Source organism: Arthrobacter sp. B0316-5-4, assembly GCF_059090325.1.
In genome coordinates this window covers 309,701-331,297 of the sequence record NZ_JBNHFN010000002.1, presented here as the reverse complement: position 1 = coordinate 331,297, position 21,597 = coordinate 309,701, and the positions used below count along the sequence as shown (strand labels likewise).

The window sequence follows — 21,597 nt, the reverse complement described above, 5'->3', positions numbered from 1 at the left end:
GATCTACGTTGTTGATGTGGGCGAAACCGCCGCGTTTTTTGACACCCAAAAGCGCTCGATGCCTTCAGTGAAAGCGCCGGAGGCCCACGCTTCCCGGGCAGCTTCGTCCTCCCGGGTAAAGGCGTCCTCGATGTCTTTGGTGTGTGGCCGGAGCAAGCCAAGGTGCAGCGCGGTGATCCGAGGGTCCGGATTCCACTGTGCGATCACCTCGGCCGCGCGCCCCAATAGCTGGTCCGACGGGGCGATTTCATCAACGAGCCCGATCTGCAGGGCCTCATTGGCGTTGATGCGCTCCGATCCCAGAATGATTCGCATGGCGTTATTGCGTACCAGGCGGCGCAAGAGGAAGCTCGATGCGTTTGAAATGATGATTCCCCGGTGATTTTCCGGCTGGTAGTACTCCGCGTCCGGGGTAGCGATCCGGAAGTCGCAGCAAAGCGTGATCTCCGAGGCACCGCCGACAGCGATTCCGTTCACCGCAGCGATGACGGGAACCGTGGTCTCGAGAATGGCGCGGGTGATGTCATGGAAGGTGGCGAAGGCCTCGCGCACTTCGGAGTACGTGGTCGGCACCCTCTGGAGGTCTTCGCCGGCGGAAAACGCCCGTCCCGTGCCCGTCAGGACGATGCCGCGAACCTGATTACCCGTCCCCAACCGGCGGATTTCCTGCGCCAGCCGGACCCGCGTTGCCGCGTCCATCGCGTTCAACTTCTTTGGCCTGTTCAATCGGAGGACAGCAACGTCAGCTTCGATGTGCACGTCCAGGTAGTCGTCATTCATGCCTGCCCCCTCCGTTCCCAAAGGCGGCAACCCTCGGCTGTTGCAGGTCATGGGTCATGCCGGGAAATGCATCGGATCGCGCCCTGAGCGCCGGCTTTGACACCCGCTCGGACGGTGTTCGTGGAAAGTCTGCGACGAACTCGACGTACCGGGGAACCTTGAAGCGCGCCAATTCGGCTCGGGCGCCCGCGATGATTCGTTCCGCTGTTATCCGGCTTTGCTCTATTCCTGGGGCCAGTTGAACAAAGGCTTTGACCTCCTCGCCAAACAGCTCATCGGGGACTCCGAGGACGGCCGAGGCGACCACCGCGGCGTCTTTCTCCAAGACCCGCTCAACCTCGGCGCTGGCGATGTTCTCGCCACCTCGACGGACCATGTCCTTGATACGGCCCACCAGGCGGTATCCGCCTGCCTCACGCACCGCGACATCTCCAGTGTGGAGCCAGCCATCACGAAGAGCCTTTGCGGTGTCTTCCTGGCGGTTCCAATATCCGAGCATCATCGGCTGACCCGACGTGATGAGCTCGCCGGGTTCTCCCGGCCCAACGTCCCGGCCGGCCGGGTCAACCACCCTGACCTTCTTGGTGGGTACTGGCTGCCCCAACCGCCCAGTGCCGACGTCGTCCGTACTTTCGGGAAGGCTGATCAGGTCCGCTCCGGTTTCCGTCATCCCGAAGATCTCCCGCCAGGGCGCTCCCCAGCGGGCTTCAAGCCGTTGGTGCAAAGCAGCCGGTATTGCCGAGCACAGAACAAGGCGAAGGTCGTTATCCAGGTCCTCCGGCCTCGGTGGCTGCTTGAACAGAAGCGTGGGCATCGAACCGAGCACGTAACAGAAGGTGGCCCTGTGTCGTCGGACATCCGCCATGAATCCGGATGCTGAGAAGCGGGGCAATACCACCAGTGGCGCCCCAATTGTGAGGCATAGGGAGGTGTTCCACTGTGGGTCCATGTAGGAAAACGGTTGCGAGGTGAGCACGACGTCGTCTTCGCCAAGGCCCGCCGCTGCTGCGCAGATCCAACCCAACCGGATCCAATATTCGTGCGTCAGCATGCAGGCCTTTGGGAACCCGGTGGTTCCGGAGGTGTATTGCAGGTTGGCGAGCGTCTCCCGCGAAATGTGGGCCTTCGGTCGCCTGGCCGGATACTTTTCAAGCTCGGTGCGTGAGGGCGCTTCGACGATCCTGACGGACAGGTCGCCGTTACTGCCAAGGACGTCCCTGACCAGTGGCGCGTGATCGGAGTCAGTGACGATAACCCGGGCCCCGGAGTCACCAAGGACGAACTCCAGGTCTGCGCGCTGATACGAGGAGTTCACGGGCACCGCGACGCCTCCAGCCTTGAGAATTGCCAGCCAGGCGATGGGCCACTGCACAACGTTGGGCAACATGATGGCGACCCGATCGCCGGAGCGCACTCCCTCTTCTGTGGCAAGGCGCTGGGCCAGCCGCGATGTCCAGTCGTCCACTTCAGAGAATGTCCAGGATCCTTCAGGAAAGCGGAGGAACTCACGGCTGGGAGAAGTGGTCGCTTGGTGTTCGAGCAGGTCTGGAAGGTTGTCGAAGGGCGGGTTTTCCGCCATGCGCTCAATGGTGATCCCGGGGTCCCGGCGAACTGACGCAACTCTGGTCATCTCGTCCTCTTCAAAGTGTCTCGGGCGGTTGTGGTGACGCTGCCGTCATTGGACGTACAGTGTTTGGCTTTTCTGGATCCCGCAGTGTTGGCGGGACCCCGGCCCTGTAGACGCAGGGCTGTTCGAGGGTGGCCTCGCCGGAGCGATCAGCCGGGAATGTGATCCCGGTCATGACAATATCTCTACTTGGTCATTTGATCAAGACATATGATCAAGAAGACTGATCCTATGGTCAGCCATGCGTCTGATAGCGTGACACCACTTGATCAGTCGTCCGTCTACTTCGACAGGAAGAACAAATGGCCCACATGCCTGCCGCCGAACGCCGCGCCGAACTCGTGGCCGCGGCGGTCCGAATGATCGCCGCCCACGGGGTGGAGGGCGCCACAACGCGGCGTATTGCGCAGGAAGCCAATGCTCCGCTGGCCACGCTCCACTACTGCTTCGCGGGCAAGGAAGTCCTGTTTGCAGCAGTTTTTGAATACGTCGCCGGGCAATACCGTGACGTGCTGACGAGCAATGGCGTCGATGGAAATCTTGAAGGCACCGCGCGAACCCTCCTGCGCGGCCTGTTGCAGTGGTACCTGGAACACCCCGACTTCGGCCCTGCCATCGTTGAGCTCATCAGCTGGGCCCAGCGCCAAGAGGGTAATCAGGCTGAGATGGTGTACAACGAAGGCTTCGGCACCATGCGCTCCATTCTGAAAAGTGCCGCGGAAACTTCAGGACAGACTGTCAACGAAGCCACGATTGATGAACTGACATACATCGTGTCCACGCTGTCCGACGGATTTGCGCTCAACTGGTTGGTGTTTGCCGACCGTTCGGCAGCTGAGCGGCAAATTGAGCTCACGCTCAACGTCCTTGATGCCTGGATGGCGACCAGCCTCGGCGTTTCCGGGACTTCCAAGGTTTAGCTAAGGGTTGTCCGGCCGGACCACCTGCACTCAGGGCCCGGCCGGAACACTTCCCTCGCGTATCAGATCCTCAGCCGGCCTTCTTCGACGATCCAGCTCAACGCGGGATCATCGCGTTCCATCCACTCCGGATGCCACTGGACACCCAGGACTGAAGCCCCCGGGAGCTCGACTGCTTCAACCACGCCGTCGGACGCCCGTCCTGTGACAACGAGGCCGGTACCACAGCCGTCCACTGCCTGGTGGTGCCAGGAATTGGTCACGGCACCGGCTCCGAACAGTCGTTCCGCAATGGAGCCGGGTTCGAAGGTCACCTTATGGTCGTCCGCGCCGTCAGCGGGTGCCGACGAGGCCGAGAGATGCTGAACGGAACTGGCGGGCAGGTCGGAGACGAGGGTGCCGCCCAGGGCAACATTCAGGATCTGAAGGCCCCGGCACACTCCGAGGATCGGAACACCCGCAGCCAACGCCGCCCGCACCAATGCGATCTCGTACCGGTCCCTGTCCGGATCGTGAACTCTTGGATCGTCTCGCGGATCAACCTCAGTGACGACGGACAGCTCGCCGCCCCAGCACGCGGGATGAACATCCTGGCCTCCCGTAATGACCACCGCCCCCAACCAGTGACACAGCGCCTCGGGGTCGGCGTCGTAAGGCAAGTTGACCGGAATCCCGCCGGCCTTTGCGATCCGATCGGAAAAGTCTGTCATGAAAGCATCCGTGAACAAATGGCCGTAACGCTTGTCCATTCCTTCGACGAGCCCCAGACGGAACCGACGCCCAGTGATGCCGATCAGCGGTCGGATGGTTGCAGGTGCCGGCTCCGGCGCACTCACGGGAGTTCGAAGTATCGAGCCGACTCCCACTCCGAAAGCTCTGCGAACGGGTCGCCGCCTGCCGTATGGAACTGCATCCACTCCCAGCGCCGGGTGCCTACCCAGTAATCGACGAACTCGTCCCCGAGTTGTTCCCGGAGGATCGGGTCCGCCTCAAGTGCTGTCGCCGCCTTGGTGACAGTGTCCGGCAACCGCTCAAGGTCCGGGACGCACCACGCCATATCAGAGACCGGCTCGGGCGGCTCGATTGCAGCATCGAGGCCAGCGATCACGCCGGCAAGGATAGTAGCGACCGCCAAATACAGGTTCGCATCGGCACCCGGCACGCGGTATTCCAACCTCGAGTACGTCGGGTGGCCGCAAACCGCGCGGACCGCGGTGGTCTTATTACTGATACCCCAGGTCACGGTGGTTGGCGGCCCACTCAGGTCCACCAATCGTCGGTACGAGGTGATCTGCGGGAGCATGACCGACGTCGCACCTCGCATCGTCGCGAGGAGTCCTCCAACCGCATGCCGCATAGCGGGCGATGGCCCGTCCTCAGAGTAGAACGCATTGACGCCGTCGCTCTGCAACGAGAGATTGACGTGCGAAGCCTGTCCGTAACCAGCGGTCGGCTTGGCCATGAACGTTACGGTATGTCCGAGTTCGAAGGCCACTTCGCGCATCACCTGCCGGGCGCGGGCCCAATTGTCGCAAACCGCCAGGGGTTCACCGGGAGCAAGGTTGAGCTCGACTTGGCCGGCCGCGTCCTCGTCACTCCATGCCTCCCACTCGATGCCGATTTCGTCGAGACGGCGGGCGACTGCGGACATGTAGTTGACCCAGTCCTTCGACTTCGCCAGATGGTAGGCCGTTCCGGCGGTGCCGCCCAAGGGGGTGAGGTCACGGTAGCCCTTGGTGCGGGCCTCGTGGATGGACTCTTCGAAGAGCGTCGCTTCGATCTCTACCGCGACCGTGGCGGTGTACCCTCGATCCCCAAGCCGGTCGATTAATTTGCGGGCCAGGTTACGGGGACAGATGCCCACCGGAGTGCCATTCGCTTGCCAGAAGTCCCCGATGACGGACTGTATGCCGGCCTCCCATTGCACCAGCGTGCCCATGTCGGGACGAAACTGGACGTCTGCCAAGTGCCCGCGCCAGCCTGGATAGGCAAAACCGAAGGTCGGCGCGTTGCCCAGGTCGAGGCCGAACAGGAGGTCGGCGAACGCAAACCCAGATCCTGCGCTCGTTGAAAACTTCTTGGGCGACAGGTTCTTTCCGAGGAATGAACCTTCGTGATTGGTAGCCTCCAGCCTGACTGTGTGGATACCTTCACGGCGTTGTGGAGTACTAATAGTTTCAGACATCGTAACGAACCTTCCAGGATGCGCCGACCATAACTGATAGCTGGGAAAGGGTGCCGCGCACGCCAATCAGACCGGTGGACAGGGCGGCGATCAGGTCATCGGCACCAGAGAAGATGCCGGCCAGCCCGTCCGGTGGACCGGCGATCACATAGTGCGTTTCGCCCTCGCCGACCACCAGCTCCGACAACCCCTCGGGGCCATCCGCGACGGCGACGAGAACGTCCGGTATTCCAGGTATCAACCTCGTAGCGGCCCAGAACTCCTCGGCGGCAACCCTCCAGTCGGGAACCGTCGGTGACAGCAATGCCAGTAGTGTGGTCGCGAGGCCATCCCGGTCGTCGGCTGAAGACCCGCCAACCTGGCTAAAGCGCGCATTCAGGTCCACAACCAACGTCACGTCGGGCTCAACGAAGACGCCGCTAGATACGGCCAGCAGCCCATTCGAGACGTTGATGGTCGCCGCCTGAGGGGTGTCGTGGGAACGGACCGCGACGGATCCTTCCAATCCCTCGATGAGGGAGTCGTCCGGGTTGGCGCGGATGGAATCGTTGATCGTGCGGCCGATCAGCCGAACGATTGGACTCGCGTCCTCTTCGATCCGAACGCGGACCCCGCCGACCACGTCAGCCTCGCGTGGAGCGTGGCCGATTGTCGTTTCGGTCATCCTTCTGTCCTTTCAATTCAACGAGACCGACGCACGTCACAGTGTCAACGGCCGATCCCAAGGGAACATGATCTATATATGGTCAGATGACTTGATCATGTGACTATGATGATGAGGTACAGATCACTTCTTTGTCAACGACTTCGAGGTAACCGACATGAACCACAACCAGCCAGCATGGTGGGATTTGCTTGACGACGAGGCAAAGTCCGCAGCCCGGATGATCGAACACGCCCTGCCGATACCCATCCGCGAACTAGGAGTGCAACAAGCCCGCGCGCTTCTGGACTCTCCCCCAAATATGGAACCAACGACATTTCTGGACCAGGTTCAAGAACTGCTCGTGCCGACCCGCGGTGGGGACGCGGTTCCGGCTCGTCTTTACCAGCCCCAGGGCGACGCCGGCACTCCCCGCCCGGCTTTGCTCTATATGCACGGGGGTGGTTTCGTTCTTGGCACCATCGACGGAGCCGATGAGCTGTGCCGTGCGATCGCCGTGGGGTCCGGATGGACAGTTGTGTCCTTGGACTACCGCCTCGCTCCGGAAAATCCGTACCCGGCCGCGCTGCAGGACTGCCTCGACGCATATACATGGCTTATGCGGACAGCCCCGGAATTAGGGATCGACCCCGGGTGCATCGCCGTTGGCGGCGACTCGGCTGGTGGCAATCTGGCAACCGCCTTGTGCCTCCATCGACGTGACGAGGGCCTGTCACTGCCGGTGACCCAGATACTCGCCTACCCCGCGGTGGACGCGACATTCACTACGCCCTCCTGGACGGAATTCGCTGATGCGCCGTTGCTGGGCACCGCGGACGCTTGTTGGTTCTGGAACCAATACGTCGGTCCAAACGACAGGCCGGAGGACCATCTCGCGGCGCCCATGCGGGCCTCGTCCCTGCGTGGCCTTCCTCCCGCAGCGATTCTGACTGCCGAAGTTGATCCAATCCGGGACGACGCCGAGGCCTACGCGGCTCGGCTGCGGGAGGATGGCGTACCCACCTCACTGACCAGATATCCGGGCATCTTCCACGGCTTCATCACGGAAATCAGCGCTTTCGCGCAGGCCAGGCTTGCCGTGGAAGAGATCTGCCGGCACCTCCAGCGCCTCACGCGGAATCAAAACCTCCAGCAGACCCAGTAGAGGAGCAAAATGGACCTGCACTTGCAACCAGACTGGCAGCGCGCCGTCGGGCAGCGTGTTGAGATCTGGAAAGACGGAAAGTTTGTCCGCAAGGGAACCGTCGAAGCCGTTATGCCTGACGACTCGCTGCTCTGGGTATCAGCGGAAGGCATTTCGTCACGACGAATGCTTCTCAGATCCGATGGCTACCAGGTGTTCACACATTTTCTGTCGGACTAGCTCGCAATCAGGGGTTATCCGTCGATTGCCACTGGCACCCTGAACACACGTTACAAAGGCATGTCCCGTTGACGGCGCCCCCGGCAGCCCTGACACTAAGGCCAAACGCATGCCCCAGAGAGGACTGTCCTTGCAACCAGTCACCCATCGCCACCGCCCAAGCGACTACTTCGCTACCGCCGTCGAAAGCGTCATTGTCCTGACGTCAGTGGCCTACGTCGCCAGTGGAAGCCTTACCGTCCTGATCATCTGGGAATCGATCGCAGCCGTATACCTGCTCGTCAGCTTCGTTGTTTCACGGCGACGGTCCCTGGCTGGAAAGAATGAGGCCGGGCGGACCGGCGCGCTGGCCACTCTGGCATGGGTACTGCCACTTGCGGCGAGCTTGGTAGGCATTACGGCCGCCGTACATGTCCTGATTGTTCGCGGCCTGGACGACCCCGCCCCGGGGCAGGGCACGGTACTTGCCGTGGCGGCTTCGCTGGCCATCATTCTTTCCTGGCATATGCTGCACACCGGCTTCGCGCAGATTTACGTAGCTTCCTGGGACAGGCATCCAGACGAGCCGGGCCTGGCTTTTGCTTCAGACCGCACACCCACATTTGCAGATTTTCTGTATTTTTCATTTACCATCGGAACCTCATTCGCCACATCCGACGTGACAGTGAGTTCGAGTCGGATGCGATGGACAGTTCTGGTACACAGCATTGCCAGCTTCTTCTACAACGCCCTCGTCGTAGCTGTCGCCTTCCAAGTGCTGCAACAGCTGGCCGAAAGGTAGCCGACCGCTACCTGCCGCCTTCGATCTTTCGGCTGCGCTGCTCATCGGCCATGGGCCCGTAGGGATAAACCCCGACGCGCGGCTGGCTGGCATGGGCCAGACGCTCAGTTTCGTCGGACGTGAGTTCAAGGTCTGCAGCGGCAAGGTTGTCCATCAATTGGTCAACAGTACGGGCACCCAGGATCACGGACGTCACTGCTGGCCTATCCACCAACCAGGCCAGCGCTACCTGCGAGGCGCTCACACCGTGGTCAGCGGCAATTTGTCCTACGGCTCCAACAATGTCCCACGTCCGGGGGTCATCGTTGCGGGCCTGCCATGCTTCCATGCCCCGTGTGGGGTTCTCCCCCAACCGGGTAGCGCCAACAGGCGGCTCGTCGCGCTTGTACTTGCCGGACAGCCAGCCGCCGCCAAGAGGCGACCACGGAAGCAGGCCTATCTTCGCATCGAGGGACGCCGGCACGATCTCACTCTCGATCCCGCGCACCAGCAGGCTGTACTGCGGCTGCAGGGTTACGGGTGCGTTCCAGCCATGGGCCCTGGCCACGTGGACAGCCTTGGTCAATTGCCATCCGAGGAAATTCGAGAATCCGTAGTAGGCGATCTTGCCGCTACTGACAGCGTCATGCAGGAAACGAAGGGTCTCTTCCAGTGGTGTGATGGGGTCCCACGCATGCATTTGATAGAGATCAATCTGTTCCACTCCGAGGCGGCGGAGGGAATCGTCCAAGGCCTTGGTCAGGTGGCGGCGGGATGTGCCCACATCGTTCGGGGCCTTGCCCATAGGGAAGCGTCCCTTGGTGGCCAAAACCACCAGGTCGCGTTGCTCCGGCCTACGCGAGAGCCAGCGTCCGATGATTTCCTCCGACGTGCCGGCGCTGTAAACATCGGCCGTGTCGATGAAGTTGCCGCCTGCGGCAACATAGCTGTCAAGGATGGCGTGCGACGTTTCCTCCGTGGCTTCGGCTCCAAACGTCATTGTTCCGAGCGCGTAGTTCGATACCACTGCCCCGCTGTTACCTAGTGTGCGATAGTGCATGACTCTCCTCGGTTCTCGGGCGGGGTGTTCCGGCTGGAGTCGACGATACCCACATCGCACGGCCTGGTCAGCACGTTTTCCTGTCCCTGTTCTTCCTAGGACGCTGAGTCCTACCTTGGGAGCAGCGGGTCAGCGCGCCACTTTGCGATGACCTGCATCGAGGCGCTCTGTCCAGCCGCGCGAATCGAGATATTCCAGCAAAGGAACCGCGATCCGGCGTGTCGTGTCCAGTGCTTGGCGTGCCTGGCTCGTGGTGAAGGGCTGGTCAAGGCGGGCAAGCGCTCGCATCGCAAGGGCAGGCGCCGTTGGGAGCAGCACCACTCCGTCGCCCAACCTCAGGAGGCGACCCTTGCGTTCTGCAGCAGCGAGTTCGCGCGCGCCGAGGCCCAATGCGGCCAGCTCATCGGATTCGGGCGCGCGGAACGCGTCCGCCCTCATCCTGGCCTCCAACGTGGCAATGGCGTGCTCGATCGGGCCGAGGCTGTCCTGGCTGCCGGGCAGGTGGATGTGTCCGCCATCCTGCTCCAGGGCCGCACCATCAATGACGTGGTAAAGGAGCTTTCCGTCGGGGAGTTTGAGAAGGTCCTGCGCCGCGCCCATGGAAAGACCAGGAGCCAGAGGATCGCGTTCCTGCAGCGCACGGACTGCTGCGTGCAGCCGATGCTGCCACGCCTCAAGAACAGGGACATGCACCCACCAACCACCAAAGACTTTTATGCCGGTCGGCGGATCCGCGTCGGGTCCAGAAAGCAGCCCAAGCTTGTACAACTGGTCCACGTGGATTGCTCCGCGGATTGCTACCTCCCCCGTCACGTCTCCGGTGGGATCCATGCCTGCAAGCCGCTCAGCCCAGCGGGTGCCGTCCCCGCGTCGCCGCAGTGCAGGCGGCTCTGGATCGAGGATACGCGCGCCGCCCAGCACCGAGTGACTCCCCGGATCCCGCAGAACCAGCCTGTCGCCAAGAACGAGGGGCAGTTTCCTCTCGAGGACGAGGCGGGCGTGGTCAGCCCCGAAAGGACGCAACCGTGCAGGCACCGCTGCGGTGCCGACATGGACCATCAACTGTTCAGGCACGTCCGTGTATGCCACTCCAGTAGTGCGCTGGATGCCGACCACCGAAGTCGTCGGCCAGGCACCGGGAGTGACCAAGGCGTCTCCGCGCCGGATGTCCGTTGGAGCCACATCACGAAGGTTCAACGCGACCCGACTGACCGGTTCCACCGAGGCACAGGCCTTGTCGCGGCTCTGCAGCCCGCGGACCGAAACGGTCCGGGAACTGTCGTGGCCGAGCAGGTCCAGCCGGTCCCCCCGGGCCAGCGTCCCTGCGGCCAGCGTTCCAGTCACTACCGTTCCGGACCCTGTAATGGTGAACGAGCGGTCCACCCACAGCCGGACCCGCCCTGCGAGGTCAGGGGCGGGCAACCGCGCCAGGACACCGCCGAGCGCGGCACGCAACTCTTCCAGCCCGGTTCCGTCGACGGCGGACACCGCTACGGCGGGCGCATCCTGCAGACCGGTCCCGGCCAACTCCTTGCGGGTTCGTGACAGCACGTCTTCGATCCGCCGGGCGGATGCCCTGTCCGCTCGATTGAGGACCACGACCCCGTTGTAGATACCAAGGGCAGCCACAGCATCACGGTGGTCGCTGGATTGCGCTTGCCAGCCTTCGTCGGCAGCAACGACGAAGCAGACCACCGGCGCCGGCCCGATTCCCGCGAGCATGTTCCCAAGGAATCGTTCGTGGCCTGGTACGTCCACGAAGGCCACCTCCTGCCCGGAGGGCAAAGTGGTCCAGGCGTAGCCCAGGTCGATGGTCAGCCCACGGCGGCGTTCCTCCTCCCAGCGATCCGGCTCCATGCCGGTGAGGGCACGGACCAGGGTGCTTTTGCCGGAATCGACGTGGCCAGCGGTGGCAATGACGTGCATTTCTCAGCCCTGCCCAGCAGACTGACCCGCCCGGACCGACAAGGCCTGCCGTGCCGCGGCGAGAATCCGGTGGTCATCGGCAGCGGGAATGCAGCGTAGGTCTACAAGGCAGGCACCGTCGTGGACACGCGGCAGGACGGCCGGATTTCCGGTCCGCAAAAGGACTGCGAGATCGGCAGGGAGCTGCAGCGCCCATCCCGGCAAGGGAACTCCGGGAGCACCGCCACCTCCCACCCGGCCGTCATGGGCAACGAGGGGCACGCCGAGAGCTTGTGCCAGCTTGTCAGTTCGGCGCCGCAGCTGCTCGACGTCGGCGTGCAGTGCCTGAACAACCGGTGGTGGTCCGCCCGCAAGAGTCGCCTCGAGGGCGGCGAGAGCGAGCTTGTCTGCACGAACGGCGCGCGCCAGCGGATGGCGTGCCAACCGTTCAATGATCTCCCTGCGGCCCAGAAGCAATCCTGCCTGGGGGCCGCCCAAAAGTTTGTCACCGCTGGCGATGACGACGTCGGCCCCGGCCACCAAAGCCGAAGCAACATCGGGTTCATCGGGCAGGTGCGAATCGGGGGCCAACAGCCCGCTGCCAAGGTCGGCCACAAGCGGTACTGCGTTTGCCCTTGTCACGGGGCCCAGGTCCTCCAGGCGCACTGTCGAGGTGAATCCCTCCACCCGGAAGTTGCTCGGGTGCACCTTGAGCACGCAACCGGTGTCCGGGCCGAGAGCGCCCTCATAATCGCGCAGGTGGGTCCTGTTCGTCGTGCCTACTTCGTGAAGCCTTGCACCCGTGGACTCAATCAAGTCCGACAGCCGGAAACCCGCACCGATCTCGACAAATTCCCCGCGGCTCACCACGACTTCCCGACCGGCGGCGAGCGCCGTGGTGGCCAGTACCAACGCCGCCGCCCCGTTGTTCACGATCAGGGCATCCTCGGCGGCCGGACAGGCCGACAGCAAAGCATTCCTGGCACCGGCTCCACGGCGGGATCGGCTGCCGTCCGCCAGGTCGAGCTCCACGTCGACGTAGCCACTGGCGGTGACAACGGCTTGGACCGCATCAGCGGAAAGGGGCGCGCGCCCGAGGTTCGTATGGACTATCACTCCGGTGGCATTCAGGACGGGGCGAATGCTGGTCACCTGGTATTCAGCCAGCGCGGACAGCAGCGTTGGCTCTACATCGGTGGGAGGCAGCTCGCCGCGCCGGGCCCGGTCCAGGATGCCGCGAACGGTTCCGCGGATGACGTGTTCGCTCAAGCGGTGCCGGGCTTCGACAACAGCAGGCAGTGCAAGCAGGTCATTCGTACGTGGAATCATTCGGCGGGGATCTACGTGGTCCACGGCGGCTCCTCGCTTCACGGCAACTGCACGGCGGTGCTTTGGCGGTGGCGGACGGGAATCGAACCCGCCAGGCCGAGATGCTCAGCCTCACCGGTTTTGAAGACCGGGGGGCCCACCAGGACCCGGACGCCACCGCGCCTCAATATAGCAGGTTGCTTACGAGGGTACGCTGAACGGGTGAATGAGACCCAGGCCACAACAAACGACGTCGAACAGGGAACCCATGGAGCACTCCGGCTCACCGACTACGCCCACGGCGGGGGGTGCGCGTGCAAAATCCCGCCCGGCGAACTCGAAGATGCTGTCCGCGGCCTGATTGGCCAACCGGGCGCGGACGTTTTGGTCGGCTTGGACAGCGGGGACGACGCGGCTGCGGTCTTGGTGCGTGAGGACCTTGCCGTCCTCACCACCGCCGACTTCTTCACCCCTGTGGTCAACGACGCTTTTGACTGGGGCCGGATCGCAGCCGCCAACGCCCTCTCGGATATCTACGCCATGGGAGGTCGCCCGATCACGGCCATCAACCTGGTCGGCTGGCCCCGCGAGGTTTTGCCGATCGAAGTGATGACCGAAGTCCTCCGGGGAGGTCTGAGTGTCGCATCCCAGGCAGGGTGTCCCGTCCTGGGCGGACACTCCATCGACGATCCGGAGCCGAAGTACGGCATGGCGGTGACCGGCGTCGCCCATCCCGAGCAGCTGCTCCGCAACGATGCCGCCCGGCCCGGGCTGCCCATCACGCTGACCAAGCCGCTCGGCGTCGGACTTCTCAACAACCGTCATAAGAAGACTGGCGAGGTGTTCCCCGAAGCTGTAGAGATGATGGCGGCCCTTAACCGCGAAGCGTCCGAGGCCGCAGTGGCCGCAGGCGTTCGCGCGGCAACGGACGTGACCGGTTTCGGCTTGCTGGGCCACCTGCACAAGATGGTCCGGGCCTCGGGCATTGGGGCGGTGATCGACGTAAAGGCGGTGCCCTTGCTCGATGGTTCCCTGGAAGCCCTGCGAGACGGTTTTGTGTCGGGCGGAACCCGTCGCAACCTCGAATGGGTGCGGCCACATCTGGCGTCCACAGGCACGGTCACCGAAGACGATCTGCTGCTTCTGGCCGACGCCCAGACCTCCGGAGGACTGTTGGTGATCGGCGAATTGCCCGGGTACCCGGTGATTGGCCACACTACGGCGGGTCGGGGCATCGAAATCCGCTAGCGTGCTGCGGAAGCACTACCTGGCTGTGGTGATCGCGTCGTCGGTCATGCCAGCAGCACGGCGCGCCGCCAGCCGGTTCTTCTGCGGCTCGATCGTGTAGCGCGGATCCCGGGCCGAGGCCAGCCCTGCCTCGAACACCCCGAACCGCGTGAGCGCCGAGGCAGCAAGCAACGCAAGCCCGGACGCCGCGGCCACGGCACGGTTGCGGCCGGCCAGTACGGCTCCCAGGCCACCACCCAGTGCCAGCCGCTCGCTCCACGTGAGCATGGTTCCGGCTTTGCCCAGGTGCAGCGGCTCTGCGGCCACAGGATCCATCCGGCGTTCCATCACCTTCATTGCTGCCAGATCACCCAGGACGCCCAGCACTGCGAGCTTCCGGGCAGGACCGGCTTCGTGTGCCGGCGTGGTGATCATGGCAAGCCCGGCCGATGCCAGGCAGGCAGAACTCACGAAGACAAACGGCAATTCCTCGTGCGCAGCGTTCCACGTTGGTGTCGCGGTGTCCGCCAGCAGGACAGCCGTGTACGCCGCAAGCGGACCTGCGAACACCGCTGCCTCAAACCCCGCAGGCCCCTCAACAGCCTGCAGTGCCTTCCGCAACGGACCCAGCGGAATCCGGCAGCCTGTCATCCGATCAATCTCGGCGGCTGCCACGACGGCGGTCCCCGCACCGAAGGCGCTCAGGATCCACGAACCCACGCTCATCGGCGAAGTTACTTTGAAGGTTCGCAGCATATTCAGGAAACGCTCGGGCCTGCCGAGGTCCTTCACCAACGCGCCGGCACCCAGGCTCAGTGCTGCCAGGGCACCCAGCCGGGCATTCCGGCGCAGTATCGGCCGCCCGGTGAGCTGTCCACCCAGGCCAAGGAGGGCCGAACCCCCTGCGACGCCACCAAGGAACAAGTAAAGAGCGACGTCCTCGCCCCACGGTGCCGGTTTGACCACTGGACGGCCATAGTAGGAGGTGAATTCAGCTTCCGGAACCATGGGCATTTCCCGGGAGCCGTCACCGTTCTCCCGACGACGGCGGGTGCCGGGTTTGCCGTCCGCCCGTCGGCGTCGTGCTGGCCCGGAGGGGCGGAGGTTGTCGAACTCAGACAGGGTCACGCGCGTCCTCCAAGGAAAGCCAGGGCAGCCGCCGCGGCCATACCCGCGACCGCCAGCCCGGCCCGGCGATACATCGTGGGCAGATCTGCAGTCGGCACGCGGGGATCCGGCGGAAGTCCATAAACTTCAGGTTCGTCCAGCAAGAGGAAGACCGACCCGGTTCCGCCGACGCCGTCGTTTTCGTTAGCCCCGTACAGCCTGGCTTCCGTGAGGCCCTTGGCATGGAGGTCGGCCACGCGTTCCTTGGCGGTCTCCACCATGGCGTCATGGTCACCAAACTTGATGGACGTCGTCGGGCACGCTTTGGCGCAGGCGGGTGTCTGGTCATCCACCAGCCTGTCGTAGCACAGCGTGCACTTCTGGGCGATGCCTGCATTGGGAACCGCGGGATGTTCGTCATGCTGGTCATTCCTGCTGGTTGCCACTTTGACCGTACCGTTGCTGCGGCGCTCGATGACTCCGAACGGGCAGCCGGCCACGCAGGTTCCGCAGCCGTTGCAGACGTCGTCCTGTACCACCACGGTCCCGAACTCGGTGCGGAACAGTGCTCCGGTGGGGCAGACGTCAAGGCAACCTGCGTGCGTGCAGTGCTTGCAGACATCCGAAGACATCAGCCATCGGAAGTCGGCAGTGTCCGGCGGGGTCGTGTCTGCGTCGGCCAGGTCAGCGACATCAGGTGATGCCGGGGCGGGAGGACCAATGCGCGGCATGCCCAGGTTGACGAGCGCGCGGCCCGATTCCCTCGCTTCCACTATGCGTTCCTGGCCCTGCTCGATAAAGGCGACATGCCTCCACGTGCTGGCCCCCAATGATCCGGTGTTGTCATATGAGGACCCGAGGATTTCCAGGTTCCCGTCCTGGGGGTTGTGGTTCCACTCCTTGCAGGCGACCTCGCAGGCCTTGCAGCCAATGCAGATCGACGTGTCGGTGAAGAACCCTTTGCGCGGATGGGTGTGCTCCCAATGGGCATCGGTGGTGGGGTCCGTCGGTCCGGACAACTGGCCCATCTAGTCCTCCAATCCGGGGTCGACGCCTTCGGCCGACGGGTTGGTCACGGCGGCGTTGCCAGTCTCCATGGTCACTCCTGCCCGCTCCCGGTATTCGGCAACCAGGGCGAGGAGTTCCTCGCCGCGGGGCCGGCGCCCGGGGCGAATGTCGCAGGAGGCAACCTTCGATTCCTGGATCTGGACATTCGGATCAAGGGTTACGCCCAGCAGGTCGTTGGCCGCGTCACCGCTGACGATGGCGTTGTTTCCGACGCCCCAGTGGTAGGGCAGCCCAATCTGATGCACCGTGTGGCCACCGACCTGAAGGGGCACCATCCGAGCTGTGACCAGCACTTTCGCCTCGATGGCGGAGCGCGGCGAAATGATGGTGGCCCAGCCGTAAGGTTCAAGGCCCCGTTCAGCCGCAAGTTCAGGCGAGACCTCGCAGAACATCTCCGGTTGAAGCTCGGACAGGTAGGGAAGCCACCGGCTCATTCCGCCTGCCGTGTGGTGCTCAGTGAGCCGGTATGTGGTGAACACATAAGGGTAGATGTCGGCGCCAAGGGTCCCGGCGCTCGGCGCACTCGGGTTGTCCGCACGGGGGAACACCAACCGGGCGGGGCTTTGCTGCTGCGGGTAGAGGGCGTTGGCCACCGGTGATTCCTGGGCCTCGTAGTGGGTAGGCAGGGGCCCGTCCAGCAGTCCCTTGGGGGCGAACAACCAGCCCTTGCCGTCGGCCTGCATGATGAAGGGATCGTCTCCGCTCAGTGCCTCAGGGCCGCCGACGGAGGGGTCCGGATGGCTCCCTGGCGCACGGTCGACCGGGAAGTCGGGCACATCGTCTCCAGTCCACTTGCCTTGGTCCTGATCCCACCAGATGTACTTTTTGCGCTCGCTCCATGGTTTACCAGCGGGGTCCGCAGATGCCCGGTTATAGAGGATCCTGCGGTTGGCCGGCCATGCCCAGCCCCATTCCGAGGCGGCCGGGCCTTGTTCGTGGCCCGGTTTGCGGTTGGCGGCGTGATTGACGCCGTCGGCATACACACCGGTGTAGATCCAGCAGCCTGCCGCCGTGGAGCCGTCGGCTTGAAGTTCGGTGTAGGCGGAGAGTGGTGCGCCGGCGTCGGGGCCATCAAGGTGACGGCCGTTAATCTCCGCGAGCACCGCTTCGGGGTCCGGATCACCGTGTTCGTCCGTGGGATAGTCCCACGTCAGGTCGAGCAGCGGCCGGTCCCGTTCGTCGTCGGAATCGGCGAGCTTTTCCCGGATCCGTTGGCCGAGTTCAAAGAAGAACTGCAGCTCGCTCTGGCATTCCCCTGGCGGCGCCACAGCCTGGTGCCGCCACTGAAGCAGCCTCTGGGTCTGCGTAAACGACCCCGCCTTCTCCACATGCGTTGCGGCCGGAAGGAAGAACACCTCCGTTTCGATGTCCTCGGTGCGCAACTCCCCCGATTCGATCTCCGGGCTGTCCTTCCACCAGGTCGCCGACTCTATAAGGTTCAGGTCACGCACCACCATCCACTTCAAGTGCGCCATGGCCAGACGTTGCATGCGGCCGTGGGCCGACCCTACTGCGGGATTTTGTCCGAGAAGGAAGTAGCCTTCCACCTCGTCGTCCAGCATGCCCATGACTGTTTCGTAGGTGCCGTGCGCTCCCGTCAGCCGGGGAAGATAGTCATAGGCCCAGTCATTATCCGCGTTCGCTGCCTCGCCCCACCACGCTTTGAGCAGGCTGATGGTGTACGCATCGGCGTTCGCCCAGTAGCCCTTTTGTTGTTTGGACCCAATCGTTGCCAGATACTCGTCAAGGGTGTCGTGGCGACCCGCGCTGGGCATCGGCAGATACCCGGGAAGCAGGTTGAACAAGGTGGGAATGTCCGTGGAGCCCTGGATGCTGGCATGGCCACGAAGGGCCATGATACCGCCACCCGGACGCCCCATATTTCCAAGCAGGAGCTGCAGAATAGCGGCGGCCCGGATGAATTGCGCACCCAGGGAGTGCTGGGTCCAGCCAACTGCGTACGCGAAACATGTGGTCCGTTCACGTCCGGAGTTTTCCGTGATGGCGCGCGCCAAATACTCGAAGTCCGCCACGCTGATGCCGCACATGTCCTGCACCATCTCAGCGGTGTAGCGGGCATAGTGCCGCTTCACAATCTGGAAGACGGTCCTTGGATCCTGCAGGGTGTCGTCGCGTTGGACCTCTGCATGCTCCAAGGGCGGGCCACCGCTGCCGTAGCTGTGGCCGGCGGCCCGGGCGGTCGCATCGGCGCCGTGTTCGGAACCGGGACCGGGTTCGTCAATGGCTCCTTCCCCCCGTTCGGCATATCCCCACGACGACGTCTCGTAGGCGCTCTTCTCGGCATCGAAGCCGGAGAACAAGCCGCCCAGGTCTTCGGCATCACGGTAATCGTCATGCACCAGTGTTGCCGCATTGGTATATGCGCCCACGTACTCCTTAAACCATAGGTCGTTGGAGATGACGTAGTTGATCAGGGCACCCAGGAGCACAACATCCGAGCCGGCCCGGATGGGAATGTGCTTATCCGACACCGCCGAAGTCCGCGTGAACCGTGGGTCAACGTGGATGACTTTGGCTCCCCGGGCCTTCGCCTCCGCTACCCATTGATATCCCACGGGATGGCATTCGGCCATGTTGGAACCCTGGATGACAATGCAGTCGGCGTTGGCCATGTCCTGCAGCGATTGCGTAGCACCGCCGCGTCCAAACGAGGCTCCCAAACTGGGAACCGTGGCGGAGTGTCATATGCGGGCCTGGTTCTCGACCTGCACCGCCCCTGCAGCCGTGAACAGCTTCTTGATGAGGTAGTTCTCTTCGTTGTCCAAGGTTGCGCCGCCCAGTGAGGCAATGCCCATGGTGCGGCGCAGCAGTCGGCCCTCACTGTCGTTCTGCTGCCATGTCCTGCGGCGTGTCTCGATAAACCTGTCCGCGATCATCTCGACGGCGGTACCCAGGTCCAGACGTTCCCACTCAGTGGACCGGGGTGCCCGGTAAAGTACTTTGGTCTGGCGACCGGGCGAGTTGACCAACTGTTCACTGGCGGAACCTTTGGGGCACAAACGGCCGCGGGAGATGGGCGAATCCGGGTCGCCCTCGATCTGGACAACTTTCTCGTCCTTGACGTAGACGCGCTGGCCACACCCTACCGCGCAGTACGGGCAGATGCTTTGCACCACCCGGTCAGCAGTGGTTGTTCGCGCAGTTATTGCTTCGGTCTTGGCCGACGTGACCGCCGGTCCACGGCCAAACAGGTCGCCCGTACTCAGTTGACGGACGACCGGCCATTGAAGAAAACTTCTCGGCGCCATTTCTGGAGCATAGCCCAAACCACTGCGGCAGCAACAGGACCAACACCCTGGCGCCACTAACCCTTTTCCGCAGTGTTTCGTTTAATGGTGGAAGGCGCACCGGACGGCAGCCACTGGAGGAAGACCATGAGGCAGCGGGATATTCCCGACAACGAACATGCATCGGGCCCGGGGGGTTTGGCCCCAACCGACGTCCCCGGGCCTCTGACGATTGACCAGTTACTCGCTGAGAGCCGCCTTGGATTGGAACGGGTTCACCCTGCGGATCTTGAGCGGGAGATCGCGGAGGGCGCCCTGGTTGTTGATACACGGCCGGTCGATCAACGGGACCGCGACTGAGCTCCCGGGAGCGGTGGTCATAGACCGGAACGTTCTCGAGTGGCGACTCGATCCCACCAGCCCGCACCGCATCCCGGGCGCCGGGGATGCCGCCCGGCGGATCGTGGTCGTCTGCAATGAGGGCTACAGTTCCAGCCTGGCCGCGCACACCCTGCAACGGCTGGGGTTGGCTCAGGCGACAGACCTCATCGGCGGTTTCCAGGCCTGGGCGGCACTGAAGCGCACCGAATCCACGTGATCGAGCACCGCATTCCGAGGTTATGGTGCAGCACGAATCGCAATGACTGCGAGGTTCCAACGGTCCGTTGTCGGTGAGGTGTCCAATCATCGCCACCGCCGCGCGGTTATCACCGCCTTGGCCGTGGCCGGGACCAGTCCTGCCTGCAGCGTGTCGAGCGTGGTACCTCTGTGGATGAGAGCCGTGCAGATGATGTTTCTATACCCGCGGTGGACCCCATGCCCCTCCAAAACCCATCCACATGACACTCCGCCGAAACAGCAAGGGTACTTACTACGTTTAACAGGATCCCCTAGGTAAGGGATTGCTTTTGCACCGTCGTGAAGGCTACTAAGCGTGCCGTCCCGCGACAAACATGGGCCTTCACGGAGCGTGGTGCCTGAGGGCTGATACTGCACTCTGGGCCTCAGGGCGGGTTGCCTGGTAGAGACATTGGCGGGAACCGTGACTGGCCTCTTGTGAAGTAGATCTCTTTGCGCTTTAATCGTCTGGAAGGTTACCAGTCGGTTATTTGAGTTCAGGAGTTCCGTGTAATGGCTATAGGCGCACCCAGTAAGCTCCGCATCCTTAACGACAGGACAGCGCTGGGCTTCATTCTGGAGGCAGGATCCATTTCCCGTGCGGAATTGGAGAAGCTGACCGAACTCTCGAAACCAGCGACGGCTGAACTGCTCACCCGCCTCGAGGCGGCAGGCCTCGTAGAGAAATCAGGGAAGCGCGACGGAGGCCCAGGGCCAAGTGCCCAGCTATGGAGTGTCCGTCCCGACGCCGGTTATGCCGCAGCCACCGAGATCTCACCCGATGACATCACCGTCACAATCGCCGATTTGGCCGGCAACCCTGTTGCCCACGTTAGGCAGGGCTGGACAGCTGATAACGGAGTTGCCGATGTCCGGCGTTGCGTCGACCAAGCATGTGCAGACGCGGGATTGGAGCGCCGCCAGCTGCTTCAACTTGTGGTGGCTATCCCGGGCGCGCTGGACCCGCGGACAGGGATGCTTCGCTACGCCCCCCACTTGCCGGCGTGGAACGGTACCAACGTCAGGGCTGCCCTGCAGTCTGAACTTGGTATCGCCACAAAGGTGGAAAACGACGTCAACCTCATGGCTTTGTCGGAAATGAAAAACGGCCTGGCTGAAGAAGCCGAGAACTTCGCCCTGGTCTGGATCGACGAAGGCGTCGGTTCGGCCATTGTGTTACGAAAGGAACTGTTCAGGGGCCTGACCGGCGGTGCAGGCGAAATCGACTACCTGCCCGTGCCCGATCGATCATCCACGGGCGCTGGTAACCAGCGCGACGGCGTCAAGCTCGGTGATTTGCTCAGCCCGGAGGCCATGGCGCATCTGGCGAAAGCCCACGGCCTCACATTTACCCGCCCTGAAGAAGCGATCGCAACAGCGGTGGCCAATGATGTCCTGGGCGGTGCCTTTATAAGGGACCTGGCAACCCGGATCGCCACAGGCTTGGCCGCCGTTGTTACTGTCCTCGACCCCGAGCTCATCATGCTTGGGGGAAAATTCGGAGCCGCTGGAGGTCAAAACCTGGCCTCAGTGGTGCAAGAAGAGCTTTCCCGCGTGCTGGCGACGTCACCGGCGTCGGCCACCCGCATTGTCTCCTACCCCGTCACTGATGGGGCGGCCCTGTCCGGGGCACTCCAAACAGCACTTGCCAAAGCCAGGGACAAGGCGTTTGAAACAGGATCCATAGTTACATCCTGATCCTCTAAAACCGGGATCTCTCCCAGAACCACCGCTTCAAGTGTGTGGCGAGCCGCTGG

At 63.2% G+C, this 21,597-nt stretch carries 18 protein-coding genes and 1 tRNA gene; 7 read left to right on the top strand and 12 right to left on the bottom strand.

Annotated features, from left to right (window positions below):
- Window positions 1-3: 3 nt before the first annotated feature.
- Together AC5RU9_RS05840 and AC5RU9_RS05835 are read right to left on the bottom strand one after the other, a co-directional pair.
- Window positions 4-780 carry an enoyl-CoA hydratase/isomerase family protein gene (locus AC5RU9_RS05840; protein WP_494015695.1) on the bottom strand — a complete coding sequence of 259 codons (777 nt, stop codon included), beginning with the start codon at window positions 778-780 and terminating at the stop codon, window positions 4-6.
- Window positions 773-2,410 (bottom strand): class I adenylate-forming enzyme family protein, encoded by a 1,638-nt coding sequence (locus AC5RU9_RS05835; protein ID WP_494015694.1) that lies wholly within the window; start codon window positions 2,408-2,410, stop codon window positions 773-775. Before AC5RU9_RS05835 ends, AC5RU9_RS05840 begins: the two co-directional genes overlap by 8 nt.
- Window positions 2,411-2,709: 299 nt before the next feature.
- Here AC5RU9_RS05835 and AC5RU9_RS05830 point away from each other — a divergent pair, with 299 nt between their 5' ends.
- Complete coding sequence (locus AC5RU9_RS05830; protein ID WP_494015693.1) at window positions 2,710-3,327, top strand: TetR/AcrR family transcriptional regulator; 618 nt, start codon at window positions 2,710-2,712, stop codon at window positions 3,325-3,327.
- Window positions 3,328-3,389: 62 nt separating this feature from the next.
- Here AC5RU9_RS05830 and AC5RU9_RS05825 read toward each other — a convergent pair whose 3' ends face one another.
- Genes AC5RU9_RS05825 through AC5RU9_RS05815 form a run of 3 tightly spaced genes read right to left on the bottom strand, consistent with a single transcriptional unit; the run spans window position 3,390 to window position 6,176 of the window.
- A complete protein-coding gene (locus tag AC5RU9_RS05825) occupies window positions 3,390-4,163 on the bottom strand; it encodes a gamma-glutamyl-gamma-aminobutyrate hydrolase family protein (RefSeq protein ID WP_494015692.1) in 774 nt (257 codons plus the stop codon).
- Window positions 4,160-5,512 (bottom strand): glutamine synthetase family protein, encoded by a 1,353-nt coding sequence (locus AC5RU9_RS05820; protein WP_494015691.1) that lies wholly within the window; start codon window positions 5,510-5,512, stop codon window positions 4,160-4,162. The genes AC5RU9_RS05825 and AC5RU9_RS05820 overlap by 4 nt, the downstream gene beginning before the upstream one ends.
- Window positions 5,505-6,176, bottom strand: a complete 672-nt coding sequence (locus AC5RU9_RS05815) for a hypothetical protein (protein WP_494015690.1) — start codon at window positions 6,174-6,176, stop codon at window positions 5,505-5,507. Before AC5RU9_RS05815 ends, AC5RU9_RS05820 begins: the two co-directional genes overlap by 8 nt.
- Window positions 6,177-6,333: 157 nt before the next feature.
- Between AC5RU9_RS05815 and AC5RU9_RS05810 the strand changes: the two genes are divergently transcribed.
- From AC5RU9_RS05810 to AC5RU9_RS05800, 3 genes are all read left to right on the top strand, one after another.
- The gene (locus tag AC5RU9_RS05810; protein ID WP_494015689.1) at window positions 6,334-7,320 is read left to right on the top strand and encodes an alpha/beta hydrolase; all 987 of its coding nucleotides are present in this window, start codon (window positions 6,334-6,336) and stop codon (window positions 7,318-7,320) included.
- A gap of 9 nt (window positions 7,321-7,329) precedes the next feature.
- On the top strand, window positions 7,330-7,539 hold the full coding sequence (locus AC5RU9_RS05805; RefSeq protein ID WP_494015688.1) for a hypothetical protein: 210 nt from the start codon (window positions 7,330-7,332) through the stop codon (window positions 7,537-7,539).
- Window positions 7,540-7,648: 109 nt separating this feature from the next.
- Entirely contained in the window at window positions 7,649-8,320 is a 672-nt protein-coding gene (locus AC5RU9_RS05800; RefSeq protein ID WP_494015687.1) for a DUF1345 domain-containing protein, read from the top strand.
- A gap of 7 nt (window positions 8,321-8,327) precedes the next feature.
- Here AC5RU9_RS05800 and AC5RU9_RS05795 read toward each other — a convergent pair whose 3' ends face one another.
- From AC5RU9_RS05795 to AC5RU9_RS05780, 4 genes are all read right to left on the bottom strand, one after another.
- On the bottom strand, window positions 8,328-9,359 hold the full coding sequence (locus tag AC5RU9_RS05795; RefSeq protein WP_211712459.1) for an aldo/keto reductase: 1,032 nt from the start codon (window positions 9,357-9,359) through the stop codon (window positions 8,328-8,330).
- A gap of 129 nt (window positions 9,360-9,488) precedes the next feature.
- Complete coding sequence (gene selB / locus AC5RU9_RS05790) at window positions 9,489-11,285, bottom strand: selenocysteine-specific translation elongation factor (protein ID WP_494015686.1); 1,797 nt, start codon at window positions 11,283-11,285, stop codon at window positions 9,489-9,491.
- 3 nt (window positions 11,286-11,288) lie between these two features.
- The gene (gene selA, locus AC5RU9_RS05785; protein ID WP_494015685.1) at window positions 11,289-12,617 is read right to left on the bottom strand and encodes an L-seryl-tRNA(Sec) selenium transferase; all 1,329 of its coding nucleotides are present in this window, start codon (window positions 12,615-12,617) and stop codon (window positions 11,289-11,291) included.
- 39 nt (window positions 12,618-12,656) lie between these two features.
- Window positions 12,657-12,751, bottom strand: a tRNA-Sec gene (locus AC5RU9_RS05780).
- Between the two features lie 43 nt (window positions 12,752-12,794).
- Between AC5RU9_RS05780 and selD the strand changes: the two genes are divergently transcribed.
- Entirely contained in the window at window positions 12,795-13,820 is a 1,026-nt protein-coding gene (selD, locus tag AC5RU9_RS05775; RefSeq protein WP_494015684.1) for a selenide, water dikinase SelD, read from the top strand.
- A gap of 15 nt (window positions 13,821-13,835) precedes the next feature.
- Here the strand turns inward: selD and nrfD are convergent, their stop codons facing one another.
- Genes nrfD through fdh form a run of 3 tightly spaced genes read right to left on the bottom strand, consistent with a single transcriptional unit; the run spans window position 13,836 to window position 19,243 of the window.
- Window positions 13,836-14,927 carry an NrfD/PsrC family molybdoenzyme membrane anchor subunit gene (nrfD, locus tag AC5RU9_RS05770; RefSeq protein WP_494015683.1) on the bottom strand — a complete coding sequence of 364 codons (1,092 nt, stop codon included), beginning with the start codon at window positions 14,925-14,927 and terminating at the stop codon, window positions 13,836-13,838.
- Window positions 14,924-15,934 carry a 4Fe-4S dicluster domain-containing protein gene (locus AC5RU9_RS05765; RefSeq protein ID WP_494015682.1) on the bottom strand — a complete coding sequence of 337 codons (1,011 nt, stop codon included), beginning with the start codon at window positions 15,932-15,934 and terminating at the stop codon, window positions 14,924-14,926. The genes nrfD and AC5RU9_RS05765 overlap by 4 nt, the downstream gene beginning before the upstream one ends.
- Window positions 15,935-19,243 carry a formate dehydrogenase gene (fdh, locus tag AC5RU9_RS05760; protein WP_494015681.1) on the bottom strand — a complete coding sequence of 1,103 codons (3,309 nt, stop codon included), beginning with the start codon at window positions 19,241-19,243 and terminating at the stop codon, window positions 15,935-15,937. It abuts the gene before it with no gap.
- Window positions 19,244-19,541: 298 nt separating this feature from the next.
- Between fdh and AC5RU9_RS05755 the strand changes: the two genes are divergently transcribed.
- Window positions 19,542-19,820: a rhodanese-like domain-containing protein gene (locus AC5RU9_RS05755; RefSeq protein WP_494015680.1), complete on the top strand. Its 279-nt coding sequence runs from the start codon at window positions 19,542-19,544 to the stop codon at window positions 19,818-19,820.
- 533 nt (window positions 19,821-20,353) lie between these two features.
- Complete coding sequence (locus AC5RU9_RS05750) at window positions 20,354-21,538, top strand: ROK family transcriptional regulator (RefSeq protein ID WP_494015679.1); 1,185 nt, start codon at window positions 20,354-20,356, stop codon at window positions 21,536-21,538.
- Window positions 21,539-21,597 lie beyond the last annotated feature (59 nt).

Bases quoted from the DNA above. Each gene is read 5' to 3' on its own strand.
- AC5RU9_RS05800 (WP_494015687.1), top strand. From the start codon at position 7,649: ATGCCCCAGAGAGGACTGTCCTTGCAACCAGTCACCCATCGCCACCGC.
- AC5RU9_RS05765 (WP_494015682.1), bottom strand. From the start codon at position 15,934: ATGGGCCAGTTGTCCGGACCGACGGACCCCACCACCGATGCCCATTGG.
- AC5RU9_RS05830 (WP_494015693.1), top strand. From the start codon at position 2,710: ATGGCCCACATGCCTGCCGCCGAACGCCGCGCCGAACTCGTGGCCGCG.
- AC5RU9_RS05805 (WP_494015688.1), top strand. From the start codon at position 7,330: ATGGACCTGCACTTGCAACCAGACTGGCAGCGCGCCGTCGGGCAGCGT.
- AC5RU9_RS05815 (WP_494015690.1), bottom strand. From the start codon at position 6,176: ATGACCGAAACGACAATCGGCCACGCTCCACGCGAGGCTGACGTGGTC.
- AC5RU9_RS05840 (WP_494015695.1), bottom strand. From the start codon at position 780: ATGAATGACGACTACCTGGACGTGCACATCGAAGCTGACGTTGCTGTC.
- AC5RU9_RS05750 (WP_494015679.1), top strand. From the start codon at position 20,354: ATGGCTATAGGCGCACCCAGTAAGCTCCGCATCCTTAACGACAGGACA.
- AC5RU9_RS05820 (WP_494015691.1), bottom strand. From the start codon at position 5,512: ATGTCTGAAACTATTAGTACTCCACAACGCCGTGAAGGTATCCACACA.
- AC5RU9_RS05835 (WP_494015694.1), bottom strand. From the start codon at position 2,410: ATGACCAGAGTTGCGTCAGTTCGCCGGGACCCCGGGATCACCATTGAG.
- selB (WP_494015686.1), bottom strand. From the start codon at position 11,285: ATGCACGTCATTGCCACCGCTGGCCACGTCGATTCCGGCAAAAGCACC.
- AC5RU9_RS05810 (WP_494015689.1), top strand. From the start codon at position 6,334: ATGAACCACAACCAGCCAGCATGGTGGGATTTGCTTGACGACGAGGCA.
- AC5RU9_RS05795 (WP_211712459.1), bottom strand. From the start codon at position 9,359: ATGCACTATCGCACACTAGGTAACAGCGGGGCAGTGGTATCGAACTAC.